At 75.4% G+C, this 13,695-nt stretch carries 9 protein-coding genes; 4 read left to right on the top strand and 5 right to left on the bottom strand.

The window, feature by feature from the left end; all coding sequences use genetic code 11:
• Positions 1-2: 2 nt before the first annotated feature.
• Genes AB0O28_RS09730 through AB0O28_RS09740 form a run of 3 tightly spaced genes read left to right on the top strand, consistent with a single transcriptional unit; the run spans position 3 to position 4,630 of the window.
• Positions 3-3,005: an FAD-binding and (Fe-S)-binding domain-containing protein gene (locus AB0O28_RS09730; protein WP_363638204.1), complete on the top strand. Its 3,003-nt coding sequence runs from the start codon at positions 3-5 to the stop codon at positions 3,003-3,005.
• Positions 3,002-3,559 carry a MarR family transcriptional regulator gene (locus tag AB0O28_RS09735; RefSeq protein ID WP_363638206.1) on the top strand — a complete coding sequence of 186 codons (558 nt, stop codon included), beginning with the start codon at positions 3,002-3,004 and terminating at the stop codon, positions 3,557-3,559. Before AB0O28_RS09730 ends, AB0O28_RS09735 begins: the two co-directional genes overlap by 4 nt.
• A 21-nt stretch (positions 3,560-3,580) precedes the next feature.
• Positions 3,581-4,630 (top strand): glucose 1-dehydrogenase, encoded by a 1,050-nt coding sequence (locus AB0O28_RS09740; protein ID WP_363638208.1) that lies wholly within the window; start codon positions 3,581-3,583, stop codon positions 4,628-4,630.
• A gap of 42 nt (positions 4,631-4,672) precedes the next feature.
• On the opposite strand, the gene AB0O28_RS09745 is transcribed toward AB0O28_RS09740, so the two are convergent.
• Entirely contained in the window at positions 4,673-5,713 is a 1,041-nt protein-coding gene (locus AB0O28_RS09745; protein ID WP_363638210.1) for a family 2 encapsulin nanocompartment cargo protein polyprenyl transferase, read from the bottom strand.
• Positions 5,714-5,881: 168 nt separating this feature from the next.
• On the opposite strand from AB0O28_RS09745, the gene AB0O28_RS09750 reads away from it, so the two are divergent.
• The gene (locus tag AB0O28_RS09750; protein ID WP_363638212.1) at positions 5,882-6,817 is read left to right on the top strand and encodes an aldo/keto reductase; all 936 of its coding nucleotides are present in this window, start codon (positions 5,882-5,884) and stop codon (positions 6,815-6,817) included.
• Between the two features lie 17 nt (positions 6,818-6,834).
• Here the strand turns inward: AB0O28_RS09750 and AB0O28_RS09755 are convergent, their stop codons facing one another.
• From AB0O28_RS09755 to AB0O28_RS09770, 4 genes are read right to left on the bottom strand one after another with little or no spacing between them, the layout of a single operon-like run.
• Positions 6,835-7,503: an ABC transporter ATP-binding protein gene (locus AB0O28_RS09755; RefSeq protein ID WP_363638214.1), complete on the bottom strand. Its 669-nt coding sequence runs from the start codon at positions 7,501-7,503 to the stop codon at positions 6,835-6,837.
• Complete coding sequence (locus AB0O28_RS09760; RefSeq protein WP_363638216.1) at positions 7,496-8,437, bottom strand: ABC transporter ATP-binding protein; 942 nt, start codon at positions 8,435-8,437, stop codon at positions 7,496-7,498. Before AB0O28_RS09760 ends, AB0O28_RS09755 begins: the two co-directional genes overlap by 8 nt.
• Complete coding sequence (locus tag AB0O28_RS09765) at positions 8,421-10,943, bottom strand: FtsX-like permease family protein (protein WP_363638218.1); 2,523 nt, start codon at positions 10,941-10,943, stop codon at positions 8,421-8,423. The genes AB0O28_RS09760 and AB0O28_RS09765 overlap by 17 nt, the downstream gene beginning before the upstream one ends.
• Positions 10,940-13,681, bottom strand: coding sequence for an FtsX-like permease family protein (locus AB0O28_RS09770; RefSeq protein ID WP_363638220.1), 2,742 nt, complete (start codon positions 13,679-13,681; stop codon positions 10,940-10,942). Before AB0O28_RS09770 ends, AB0O28_RS09765 begins: the two co-directional genes overlap by 4 nt.
• Positions 13,682-13,695: the final 14 nt, after the last annotated feature.

Raw genomic sequence — 13,695 nt, forward strand, 5'->3', positions numbered from 1 at the left:
CCATGACCGACCAGGTGCTCGTTCCCCCGCCCGTGACGGCCCGGCCGCGACAGCCGTACGTGCGGCTGCGCGACCTGGAGCGGGACCTCGCCGCCCGGGTGGACGGCGAGGTCAGGTTCGACCCGGGCAGCCGGGGCGCCTATTCCACCGACGGCTCGAACTACCGGCAGGTGCCGCTCGGGGTGGTGGTGCCGCGCACGGTGGACGCGGCGGCCGAGGCCGTCGCGGTCTGCCGGGAGCACGGCGCGCCCGTCACCTCGCGGGGCGGCGGCACGAGCCTGGCCGGTCAGACCTGCAACGCCGCCGTGGTGATCGACTGGTCCAAGTACTGCCACCGGCTGGTGTCGGTGGACGCCGCGGCGCGCACCTGCGTGGTCGAGCCCGGCATCGTGCTCGACGTGCTGAACCGGCTGCTGGCCGACACCGGCCTGATGTTCGGCCCGCGCCCGTCCACGCACTCCCAGTGCACGCTCGGCGGCATGATCGGCAACAACTCCTGCGGCTCGACCGCGCAGGCGTACGGCAAGACCGCCGACAACATCGCGCGGCTGGAGATCCTCACCTACGACGGCCAGAGGATGTGGGTGGGGCCGACCGGCGACGAGGAGTTCGGCCGGATCGTCGCCGAGGGCGGGCCGCGGGCGCGGATCTATCGCGAGCTGCGCGCGATCGTGGACGAGCACGCCGACGAGATCCGCCGCCGCTTCCCCGACATCCCCCGCCGGGTGTCGGGCTACAACCTCGACCAGCTCCTGCCCGAGAACGGGTTCGACCTGGCCAGGGCGCTGGTCGGGTCGGAGGGCACGCTGGTCACCGTGCTGCGGGCCGAGCTGCGCCTGGTCCCCGCGCCCAAGGCCGAATGCCTCGTCCTGCTCGGCTACCACGACATCAACGTGGCCGCCGACGCCGTGCCGCGCATCGCCCGCTACGGCCCGCTCCAGCTGGAGGGGGTGGACGACAAGCTCGTGGACTTCGAGCGACGCAAGCACATGCATCCCGACGCCCTCAAGCGGCTGCCGGAGGGCGGCGGCTGGCTCATGGTCTCCTTCGGCGCCGACTCCCAGAAGGAGGCGGACGCCAAGGGACGTGGCCTGCTGAAGGAGCTGAAGGACAGCGAGCACGCGCCGCACATCTCCTTCGTCGACGACGCCAAGACCGAGAAGAAGCTGTGGGAGGTGCGCGAGTCCGGGCTCGGCGCCACCGCCCGGGTCCCGGGCATGCGCGAGACCTGGGAGGGCTTCGAGGATTCCGCGGTCCCGCCCGAGCGGCTCGGCGGCTACCTGCGCGACCTGCGCCGCCTGTTCGAGGAGTTCGGCTACGACGACGCCTCTCTGTACGGGCACTTCGGGCAGGGCTGCGTGCACACCCGCATCCCGTTCGACCTGGTGACCGCCGACGGGGTGGCGGCCTTCCGCGCCTTCCTCGAACGGGCCGCCGACCTGGTCATCTCCTACGGCGGCTCGCTGTCGGGCGAGCACGGCGACGGGCAGGCCAGGGGCGAGCTGCTGCCGAGGATGTTCGGGCCCGACGTCATGACCGCATTCGAGCGGGTCAAGGCCGTCTTCGACCCCGGCGACCGGATGAACCCCGGCAAGATCGTCGCGCCGTACAAGCTGGACGAGAACCTGCGGCTCGGCCCCGAGTGGACGCCCGCCGACCCGTCCGTCCACTTCGGCTACCCCGACGACGAGGGCAGCTTCCAGCGGGCCGTCATGCGGTGCGTCGGGGTCGGCAAGTGCCGCGAGCACACCGGCGGGGTGATGTGCCCGTCCTACCGGGCCACCGGTGAGGAGGAGCACTCCACCCGCGGCCGCTCGCGGCTGCTGTTCGAGATGCTCGACGGCCACGCCGACTCCGCGGTCGAGGACGGCTGGCGCTCCACCGCCGTGCGCGACGCCCTCGACCTGTGCCTGGCCTGCAAGGGCTGCAAGCACGACTGCCCGATGCAGGTCGACATGGCGACGTACAAGGCCGAGTTCCTCGCCCACCACTACGCCCGCCGGCTGCGGCCGACCGACCACTACGCGATGGGGTGGCTGCCGGTGTGGGCCCGCGTGGCCGCGCTCGCCCCGGGCGTGGTCAACGCGCTGACGCACGCGCCCGTGCTGGCGGCGCTCGCCAAGCGCCTGGCGCATCTCGAACCGGCCCGGCCGGTGCCGGACTTCGCACCGGCGCGCTTCAGCGACTGGTATCGGCGGCGCGGTCCCCGCGGCGGGGGCGAGCGGGGCCCCGTGGTGCTGTGGCCGGACACCTTCACCGACAACTTCCATCCCCACATCGGCCGGGCCGCCGTCGAGGTGCTGGAGTCGGCGGGCTACCGGGTGCTGCTCCCGCCCCGCACCCTGTGCTGCGGCCTGACCTGGATCTCGACCGGGCAGCTGGGCGTGGCGCGGCGGGTGCTGCGCCGGACCGTCCGGACGCTCGCCCCGGCGCTGCGCCGCGGCATTCCGATCGTCGGGCTGGAACCCAGCTGTACGGCGGTGTTCCGCGCCGACGCGCCGGAGATGTTCGCGCACGACCGGGATTTCGCCCGGCTGGGCGAGCAGACCCGGACCCTCGCCGAGCTGCTGAGCGCGACCGACGGCTGGGACCCGCCCCGGATCGACCGGGACGCCGTCGCCCAGCCGCACTGCCACCACCACTCGGTGCTCGGTTTCGAGACCGACCAGGCCCTGCTGTCACGGGCCGGCGTGCGGGTGGAGGCGGTGGGCGGCTGCTGCGGCCTCGCCGGCAACTTCGGTTTCACCGCCGGTCACCTGGAGGTGTCGATGACCTGCGCGGAGCACGAGATCCTGCCGGCGATCCGCGCCGCCGACGCCGGCACGCTCATCCTCGCCGACGGTTTCAGCTGCCGCACGCAGATCGAGCAGTCGGGGGTGGGACGCCAGGCGATCCACCTCGCTGAGCTGCTGGCGGCCGGGGTGCGCGGCACCCCGCTGGGCGACCACCCCGAGTGCCGGATCGTACGCAGGCCCGGCCCGGCGCGGGTCCTGGGGGCACGATGAGCGCCGGAGCACTGGACTCCGAAGCACTGGACTCCGAAGCATTGGACTCGGGAGCACTGGACTCGGGAGCACTGGACTCGGGAGCCCTGAATTCGGGCGGCCCGGATTCGGGCGGCCTGGAGGAGGACGCGTGGGTGGTCGAGGACGCCTCCCTCGCCCTCGTGGAGATGACCCTCACGGCGGTGGCGCGAAGCGCCGGCCTGCCGGTCACCCAGCTGCGGGTGCTGCTCGCGGTCGACCGGCACGGCCCGCTGAACCTGAGCGGGCTCGCCGCCCTGCTGGGCATGTCGGTCTCCGCCGCCGGCCGCCTGGTGGCCCGCCTGCACACCGCCGGGCTGCTGACACGTCTGCTGTCCCCGCACAGCCGCCGCGAGGTCACGATCGACGTCACCGAGACCGGCCGGAGATCGCTGGAACGGCTCCGCGCGGCCCGCCGCGGGCACATCGCCGACGCGCTGCGCCGCCTGCCGCCGGGCAGCCGCCGTACGCTCGCGCGGACGCTGCGCGAGTTCACCGCGGCGGCGGGCGACCCCGGCGACGGCGGCCCGAACTGACCGCAGGGAAAGGAGACCGGCATGCGAGCGCTCACCGTCGTGCCGCACCGCGCCGGTTCGCTGGCGCTGACCGAGGTCCCCGATCCCGAGCCCGGGCCGGACGACCTTCTCGTGGAAGGTCTGGCCATCGGCATCTGCGGTACGGACAGGGAGATCGTGGCCGGCGACTACGGCTGGGCCCCGCCCGGCCGGGAGCGGCTGGTCATCGGGCACGAGTCCCTCGGCCGGGTACGGCGGGCCCCGCCCGGCTCCGGCTTCGCTCCGGGAGACCTCGTCGTGGGCCTGGTGCGCAGGCCCGACCCGGTGCCGTGCGGGGCCTGCGCGCACGGCCAGTTCGACATGTGCCGCAACGGCCGCTACTTCGAGCGGGGCATGAAGGAACGCGACGGCTACGCCAGCGACCTGTGGTGCGCGGACAAGTCCTACGCCGTACGGGTCGCCACCGGACTCGGCATGGACGGAGTGCTGCTGCAACCGTCCTCGGTGGTCGCCAAGGCGTGGGAGCAGGTCGACAGGGTGGGGGCGCGTGCGTGGTTCGAGCCCCGGACGGCGCTGGTCACCGGCGCGGGGCCGTTCGGCCTGCTCGCCGCGCTGCTCGGCGTCCAGCGCGGCCTCACCGTGCACGTCCTCGACCGCGTCACCTCCGGGCCCAAACCGAGCCTCGTCGCCGACCTCGGCGCGGCCTACCACACGGGAGACGTGGAGGACGTGATGGCCTCGATCCGGCCGGACATCGTCATCGAGGCCACCGGCGCGGCCGAAATGATCATCGGCGCCATCGTCGCGATCGGGCCGTACGGGATCGTCTGCCTGACCGGGGTCACCCCCGGCGGCCGGCGGATCACCGTGGACGCCGGGACACTCAACCGCGAGATCGTCCTGGAGAACGCGGTCGTCATCGGCACCATCGACGCCAATCTCAGCCACTACGTGGCGGGAGCCCGGGCCCTCGCCCAAGCCGACCCCGGCTGGCTCGCCCGGCTGATCACCCGGCGCGTGCCGCTGCGGCGGTACACCGAGGCGTTCGAGCGCCGGGAGGGCGACGTCAAGGTCATGCTCATGAACGAGTGACGGACCCGCCCGGCGGTCAGCGGTCCCTGTCAGCGGTCCCTGTCAGCGGTCCCTGTCGGCGGCCAGGCGGGCCAGGGCCTCCAGACTCGCCGCCGCCCCGGGCGCCGGCTCCGCCGACCGCAGCGCCTCCAGCGCCTCCGACAGCAGGTCGTCCACCCTGGCGAGGCACCACGCGCGCCCGCCGGCCTCCTCCACCAGCCGCGCCGCCCGGGGGAGGTCGGCCCGCGCGAGCGGGCGGCGGTACATCACAGCGAGCGCGCTGCCCGCCGGCGTGCCCGACGTCAGCGCGGCGACGACCGGCAGGGACTTCTTGCGGTTGCGCAGGTCGGAATGGACCGGCTTGCCGGTGACCGCCGGGTCGCCCCAGATTCCCAGCAGATCGTCGACCATCTGGAACGCCAGCCCCACGCGCTCGCCGAACACGCGCAGGAAGGCCACCTGCTCGGCGGCGACATCCCCCGAGCGACCGGCGGCGTGGAGCGCGCCGAGGGCGCAGGCGCATCCGAACAACGCGCCCGTCTTGCCCTCCGCCATGCGCACGCACTCCCCCAGGCTCACGTCCGCACGCTGTTCGAAGCCGAGGTCGGCGCTCTGGCCGTCGAGCAGCGACTGGACGCACCGGGACAGCGTGCGCGCGCTCTCGGCGTTCCCGCCGCCCTCGGCCAGCGCGGCGAAGGCCAGCGCCAGCATGGAGTCGCCGGCCAGGATCGCCTCGGCGCGCCCGAAGACGTTCCAGACCGTGGGACGGTGGCGGCGGACCGCGTCGCCGTCCATGACGTCGTCGTGGACGAGGGAGAAGTTGTGCACCAGTTCGACCGCGACGGCGGCGGGCAGCGCCTCCTCCGCGTCTCCTCCCGCGCTCTGCGCCGCGAGCAGCGTGAACGCGGGCCGCAGGGCCTTCCCCCCGCCCGCCCGCACCGGCCGCTCCCGCGCGTCGCACCACCCGAAGTGGTAGCCCGCCATCCGGCGCATCGACGGCGGCAGGGTGCCGACCGCGCGGCGCAGAGCGGGCTCCACCAGGTCACGCGTCCGGGCGAGCACGTCCGCCGCGGTCCGCACTCCCTCCGCCACCGGTTCCGTCACGCTCCCACCACCTCGGGCTCGAATGGACCCACAGGCCGGCTGGACTTGTCGGCATACCCCGGCCGCCTCCTCACCACACGTGCTCCCCGCTCGCTCCCCGCTCGCTCCTCGGTCCGGACCGGCGGCGCGCGCCTCCCGATCGCTCGACATCCCCTAACCTGATGCCCCATGCGGAAATGGGTGCAGGAGATGGGTCTCGGGCTCGCCGCGCTCGGCCGCCCGGCGTACATCACGCTCGGCCGGGACGAGGACCTCGGCGGCCACCGCGACGTGGCGGCGATGCGGGCGCGCACCTGGGAGGTGCTGGACGCCGCGTGGGCGGCGGGCGTGCGCTACCTCGACGCGGCCCGCTCCTACGGCCTCGCGGAGGAGTTCCTCGCGGGCTGGCTGGCCGATCGGGGCATCCGGCCCGGCGAGGCCGCCGTGGGCTCGAAGTGGGGGTACGAGTACGTCGGCGGCTGGCGGATGGACGCCGTCCGCCACGAGGAGAAGGACTTGTCGGCCGCGCGGCTGCGCCGCCAGCTCGGCGAGACCCGGGAGCTGCTCGGCGATCACCTGTCGCTCTACCAGATCCACTCGGCGACGGCCGAGAGCGGGGTGCTCGACGACGAGGAGGTGCTCGGCGAGCTGCGGGCTCTGCGCGCCGAGGGCGTCGCCGTCGGCCTGTCCACCACCGGCCCCGCGCAGGCCGCGACGATCGACAGGGCGGTCGCGACCGGGCTGTTCGACAGCGTGCAGTCGACGTGGAACCTGCTCGAGCGCTCTGCTGGCGAGGCCCTGGCCCGGGCGCACGCCGCCGGTCTGGCGGTGATCGTCAAAGAGGGGGTGGCCAACGGCAGGCTGACCGCCCGCGGCGCGCCGCCGGCCCTGACGCGTGCCGCACACGAACGCGGCGTCACCCCCGACGCCCTGGCGCTCGCCGCCGTGCTCGCCCGCCCGTGGGCGGGGGTCGTCCTGAGCGGCGCGGCCACGACGGCGCAGCTCGCCGAGAACCTGGCGGCGCTCGCCGTCAGCTGGGACGACGAGGTCGAGCAGGCACTCGCCGGGCTGGTGGAGGACGCCGAGACCTACTGGGCCCGCCGCGCCGCCCTCCCCTGGACCTGACGCGTGTCTGACATTCCCTAGGCGAGGAACTCGCCGTCCTTGAGCTCCAGCACGCGGTCGGCGAGGCCGACGAGGCCCTCGTCGTGCGTGGCCACCAGCGCGGTGACGCCCTCGCCCCGGACGAGCACCCGCAGCAGCTCCATGATCTGGCGGGCGGTCTGGGAGTCGAGCTGGCCGGTCGGCTCGTCGGCGAGCAGCAGGCGGGGCCGGTTGGCCAGGGCCCTGGCGATGGCCACGCGCTGCTGCTGGCCGCCCGACAGCTCATGCGGCCGCTGCTCGGACTGACCGGACAGCCCGACCAGGGACAGCAGCGTCGCGACCCGCTCCCGCCTCTCCCCGGCGGGCACGCGCGCCAGCCTCAGCGGCACGCCCACGTTCTCGGCGGCCGACAGCACCGGGATCAGCCGGAACGACTGGAAGACGAACCCGACGACGTCGCGGCGCAGCCGCAGCAGGCCCTCTTCCGGCAGGTCCGGCACCGACTGCCCGGCCACCCGCACCCGCCCCTCGTCGGGCCGGTCAAGGCCGCCGATCAGGTTGAGCAGCGTCGTCTTGCCCGCGCCGGAACGCCCGCGGATCGCGACCAGCTCGCCGGGGCGGACCTCGAAAGAGACCCCTCTCAACGCGCGCACGCCCTTGGGGTAGGTCCTGCGCAGACCCTCGACGACGACCAGCGGCTCACTCATCCGTCGCGTCCTCCGCCGCGGAGGGCCAGACGCCGATGTGGTCACGTTCGAGCTCCAGGCGCACCCGGTGCTCCATGGACAGGGCGTCGATGAACTCCCTCGGCAGTTGCAGGCGCCCGGCCCGGTCCAGCACCGCGTACTCCTCGGCCACCACCCTCCCGTCCGAGGAGGTGCGGCGGAACGTCTCGCTGGAGGTGCGGCCGTCCCGGATGCCGATCGTCCGGTCGACCTGCTCCGACACCAACGGGTCGTGCGTCACGACGACGGTCGTGACGCCGAGCTCGCGGTTGGCGTGGCGCAACACCCCGAAGACCGTCTCGGCGGACTCGCTGTCCAGCTCCCCGGTGGGCTCGTCGGCGAGCACCACCTCGGGCGCGTTGGCCAGGGCGACGGCGACGGCGACCCGCTGCTGCTCGCCGCCGGACATCTCCCCGGGACGCCGGTCCGCGCGGTCCGCGATCCCGGTCAGCTCCAGCAACTCGTCGGTGCGGGACGACCGGACCCGCCGGGACGCGCCGCCCGCCAGCCGCATGGGGAGCATGACGTTCTCTCGCGCGGTGAGGTACGGCAGCAGGTTGCGGGCGGTCTGCTGCCAGACGAAGCCCACGACCGAGCGCCGGTAGCGGAGGCGGTCGCGCGGGGTCATGGACAGCAGGTCGATCCCGGCGACCCGGGCCAGCCCCGCCGTGGGCACGTCGAGCCCCGACAGGATGTTGAGCAACGTCGACTTGCCCGAACCCGAGGCCCCGACGATCGCCACCAGCTCACCCCGGCCGATGAGCAGGTCGAGGCCCTGCAGCGCGACCACCTCCACCGCGGCGGAGCCGTCGACCTTGTAGATCCGTACGAGGTTGTCGCACAGGATGTGGGCGTCAGCGCCGAACGCGGGAGCGCCCCGCGTGGCCCGGGCCTCCAGGTCAGCCAGCGTGTCCACGGCTACCTCCCAGATACGCGCCCGCGAGGGCGACGGCGGCGACCCCGGCGGCCAGAGCACCGGGAAGAACGGGGGCGGCCCAACCGGCCACCGCGGCGCCCGGCCGCCCGCCCGCGTACGCCGACAGGTCGACGCCGGGCCCGAGCAGCGCGGGCATGAGGAGACCGGCCGCCAGCGCGACGGCGGCGGTCAGGACGAGCAGCGGCGCCGCCTCGAGGACGGTGATCAGGCCGGCCTGCCTGCGGGTGAGGCCGAGGGCGCGCAGCAGCCCGAGGTCCTCCGCCCGCCGGGCCGCTCCCGCGGCCAGGGCGATCGCGACGGCCGCCAGCGCGTAGGCGGCCAGCACCGCGGCGGCGACGCGCAACGCCGTGATCAGCGCCGCCGTCAGCGGCGCCGCGGTGATCTCGGCGAGCGCGCCCGCCACGGTGGTGATGCGCGCCCCCGGCGGCAGCAGCGGCCTGACCGCGCCGGCGTCGCCCGCGATCAGCAGCGTGGTGACGTGCGCGGGAGCCGCGGGGAGGACGATGAGATCACCGTCGCCCGTCTCCACCCCGGGCATCGTGCCGGCGGTCCCCGCCGGGGTGACCGTCATCCGCTCGGGCCAGCCGATCTCGAAGCTCCGCATCGCGGACAGGCCGGGCGAGACCAGCACACCGGTCCCCGGCGGGGGCAGATGGAGCGGGCTGCCCGCCACCAGCCGGCGGTAGTCGCCGAGGTCGACCACGACGACCGTGGCCGGCCGCCCGCCGAAGCCCACCTCGGCGGTCGTCGTCCCGACCGCGGCCGGGACGACGCCCCTGACACCCGGCGCGCGGGCGATGCGCTCCACCGTCTCCGGCGGGATCCCCTGCTCGCTCTCCACCCTGATCTCGGCTCCGGTCCGCTCCCACGCGGTCTGCCGCTGGGCCGCCTCCAGCCCGCCGGCGGTCATCATGGCGTACGACGCCAGCGCGATGGCCGGCAGCAGCGTGAGCACCGGCAGCGCGGTGCCCGGCACGCCCCGTGCGGCGGCGAGCCCGAGGAACGGCACGGCGGCGGCGCGCCGCGCGGCCGCCCGGAACGCCAGGTAGATCACGGCCGGACCGGCGCGCAGCACCGCGAGCGCGGTGGCCGCCGCCAGCAGCACGGGTGCCAGCGTGAGGAGGGCGTCGCCGGTTCCGAGACCGCGGGCGCGCAGGAGATGGACGCTCGCCACGGCGACCACGAGCACCAGGATCTCCATCATGATCCGGCGGGGCGCGCCCCCGGTCAGCCGCCCATGGGTTCGCCGCCCCGGGGACCGCCGTCTTGGCGACAGGCGTACTGGAGACAGGCGCAGCGCGACGGCGGCGCAGGCGATCGCGATCGTCCCCGCCACCAGCGCGGCCGGCCCCAGTCGCGCGGCCGGAGTCGCGGCGCCCGGCACGAGACCCGCGGCCGCCTGGCCCGCCACCGCGGCCGGCACCGCCGCGAGCGCGACCGCTCCCCCGCACGCGAGCACGACCCGGGCCAGGGACGCGCCACGTGCGCGCATCAGCAGCAGGTCGCCGCGCACCCGCCGGACGAGCAGCAGCACCGCCAGGGCCGTGGTGCCCAGGCACACGACGGCCAGCCCGCTCAGGAATACCGCGATGAGCGCGCGGGTGACGGCCATCCGGTCCAGGTATTCCCTGAGGACGCGGTCGAACCCGGTCGACAGGGCGAGTTCGAGGTCCTGCCTCCCCAGGCGGCGGCCGAACTCCTCCGTGGCGGCGAGCACCGCCGCCGCGTCCCCCGCGGTGATCCGGCCGGGCACCGGGGTGACGAGCCACTGGTAGGTCAGCGGCATGGGGACGCCCGCGAGGCTGTCGCCGTCGGCGAGACCGGCCACGATCAGGTCGTCCTCCTCGGCGCGCGGCGCGCGACGGTGGACGACACGGGTGAGCTCCGGCTCGGCGGCCCAGAACCGGTCGGCGGGACGCACCGGCTCGAACAGGCCCGTGACCGTCGCGGTCAGCGCGCCGGGGAGACCGGACCCGGCCAGCGCACCGAGATCGAGCGTGTCGCCCGTCCTGATCGACATCTCGGCGGCGGCGACGGCGGGGACGGACACTTCGAGACGTGTGCCCGAGCCGGGACCGGGCGGACGGCCCTCGACGTAGCGGACCCGCCGGTCCGCCCCCGACACCCACTGCAGGGTGAGATAACGGTGGGTCCGCTGGTCGATGAGCCTCGGCGCGGCCGCGAACCCGAAGTGCGGCTCGTCGCCCGCGACCTTCCTGAGCGCAGGGGGGAGCAACCCGCGCCAGGCGCCGTCCGCCCGCGCGGCCTCGGCCGTGGTCCCCAGGGCCGTCAGGTCGAAGCGCCGGTCGAACCGCACCGCCAGCGTGGCGGTGACGGGCGGCGCGGAACCGACGGCCGCCCTCGCCGCCGCGTCGAGGGACGACTCGACCGTCCGGGGCAGCGCGGAGACGGTCAGGGCGGCGCCGAACACCAGCGCGGCCAGCAGCGCCGCCACACCCCTGTGCGCACCCAGCAGGCGGATCACGGCGCCTCCCCGTCTCGCAGCGCGCCGGCCGGCTCGCGACGGTGCAGCGACCGCGCGAGCCCCGCCACGATCACGGACAACACCGCGATGACCGCGGCCACCAGCGCCACCACCTGCGCCCATGGGACGTGGAGGAGCACGCGCAGCGCGCCGGTGGCCGCGGTGGACACCATCGGCGGCACCACCGCGGCGGAGACGACCACGGCGAGCGCCACTCCGCCGGCCGGCGCGAGCCCGATCACGAACGACTGCTCGGCCGCGAGCAGGCCGAGCGTCTGCCGGAAGTTCACGCCGAGCGCGCCGAGCACGGCGAACTCGCCCCTGCGCTCGCGCGCCAGAACCGCCGCGTTGACCAGGAATCCCAGCACGGCGAACGCCAGCGCCGCCGCGAAGCCGAGCAGCAGCGCCCCCTGCAGGCCGGCCGCCGTGGGGTCGTCCCTGAGGCCGCGGGTGAGCGCGGCCACGGCGGTCACCTCGCCGGTCTCCCGCCCGGACGCCGCCAGCGCGGCGGCTGCCCGCGTCGTGTCGTGCCCGCCGGCGGCCAGCCACCACTCCGTCACCGGCCACTGCGTCGCCTGCTCGTCTTGTCCCCCCTGCCCGCCTTGTCCCCCCTGCTCGCCGTGCGCCCGCAGCGCCGCCAGGTCGGCGAGCAGGGCCGGAGTCCCCTCCGGCGTGCCCGGCATCGCCGCGACGACGCCCACGACCTCGATCGGCATCGTCGCCGTGCCGGCCGTGATCCGTACGGTGTCCGCCAGGCCCTCGGTCACCACCACCCGCAGCGTCTCTCCGGGTGGACCGGCGAGCCGGGCCGCGAGCCCTGCCGGTGACAGCCGCGACAGGTCGGGACGCAGCAGCATGACACGGCCGAGTTCTGTGGCGTCCATGGCGATCAAAGTGGCGTCCCCGCCGTTCGCGACGACCGTGACGCGGTGCGCCGGTGCGGCCGCCACGATCCCCGGCAGCCCGGTGAAGGTCCCAGTGCCGTCCCCCGCGTGAGCCGCGACGCGCAGGTCGGCGCCCACGAGATGCCGGGCCCGGTCCTCCTGTGCGCCGCGCCAGGTCGCGGCGGTGGCCAGGGACATCACGCCGATCGCCACCGCCATCGTCAGCAGCAGCGCCGGCCCCGAATAGCGGGCCGGGCGCCGGCTCACCTGCCGGGCGGCCAGAACCGGTCCGAAGCCGGAGCGCCGCCGCGTCGCCCGCTCGGCGACCCCGGCCACGGCGGGCACCAGCCGCAGGGCGGCCATGCCGCCGCAGAGCAGAGCCAGCGCCGGTCCCGCCCCGATGAGCGGATCGAGCCCGAGCTCGCCGCCGAGCCGGGCGGTTCCGCCGGCGTCCTGGTCACGCAGGCGCCAGACGGCGAGGCCCGCCACGACGAGCAGAGCCACGTCGGCCCCGGCCCGCTGGATCAGGCCCGGCCGGTCGTCGCGCCCCCGCGCCGCCTGTTCCTCGGCGTACGTACGGCGGGCGGCGAGGAGGGGCGGGGCCGCCAGCATGGCGGCGCAGGCGAGCGCGACCGCCGCCGCGGCCGCGAAGGTGGCTCCGTCCGGTGCTCCGGGCGGCCGCACGCCGGTGGCCTCTATCCAGGGGAACGCGCTCACCAGCCCCAGGAGGACGGGCGCGAGGAACGGCGCCGCCGGCACGCAGGGCAGCGCGATCAGCAGCGCCTCCCCCGCGGCCAGGGCGGCCAGCCGCGGCGACCCGCCGCCCCTCGACCGCAGCAGGGCCGTCTCCATCCGGCGGTGCTCGGCGAGCAGCCGCGCGGTCAGCGCCAGCGCGTACGCGCCCAGCACCAGCAACTGGAACACCGGGACCAGCATGGTCGAGCGGGCGGTCAGGGCGCCACGGTCGAGCCGCAGCAGCGTCGCGGACAGCGTCTCGGTGACCGCGCACCGGGGGCAGCCGGCCCGCACGTCGGCGGAGACCCCGGCGACCGACGTGGACAACGCCCGCACCCGGTCGGGCGGAAGCCGGCGCAGGTCGGGTTCGGCCAGCCAGCGGGCCGAGTCGCCGGTCGTGAACCGGCCGAGGAAGGCGCCGGCCGGCACGACCAGGGGCCCCTGGGAGGTGAAGTCGCCCGTCCGCGTGCCGTAGCGCAGCAGGTCCTCCCCCGCCCAGCGCGAGTCGCCGGAGTCGCGCAACCGGAAAAGGCCGGTGACCCGTACGCGGACCGGCGCGCCGTCCAGGCGTCCCACGACGGTGAACTCGTCGCCTGCGGACACCCCCATGGCCCGCGATGCCGGCTCGGACAGCGCCGCTTCCACCGTTGCCGCCGCCCCCGCCGCGGGGCCGCCCTCGGCCGGCCAGCGCCCGCTCACCAGGTCCGTCCGGCCGTCCAGTCCCTCGTACGTGGCGAACCGGGTCAGCACGGGCTGGTCATCATCGCCGCGCTCCCGTCCCCGCAGCGCGTAGGAGCCGGACTCGACGCGCACCGTGACCCGTACGGGCACTTCCGGGTGGGCGTGGGCGATCCCCGCGCGCACGGCCCGGTCGACGGCGGTGAAGTCCCTCGCCGTGACCGAGGAGGTGACGACGGTGGCGGTGGCGCCGAGCGGCGCCGTCTCCAGGGCCCGGCGCACGCCCGTCTGGGTCGCCGACCCCGCGTGCAGCAGGAGCGCCGAGATCGCCGTGGTCGCGAGCAGGATGGAGCCGAAAGCGGCGGTCAGCAGCAGGGGCTCGGCCAGGGCGCGCCGGACCACCAGCGGCAGCCGCGCCCGGACCGTCCCCACCACGTCCATCCCGGCATGATGGC

It is taken from the genome of Microbispora sp. NPDC088329 (assembly GCF_040685655.1).
In the GTDB taxonomy this organism is placed as follows: domain Bacteria; phylum Actinomycetota; class Actinomycetes; order Streptosporangiales; family Streptosporangiaceae; genus Microbispora.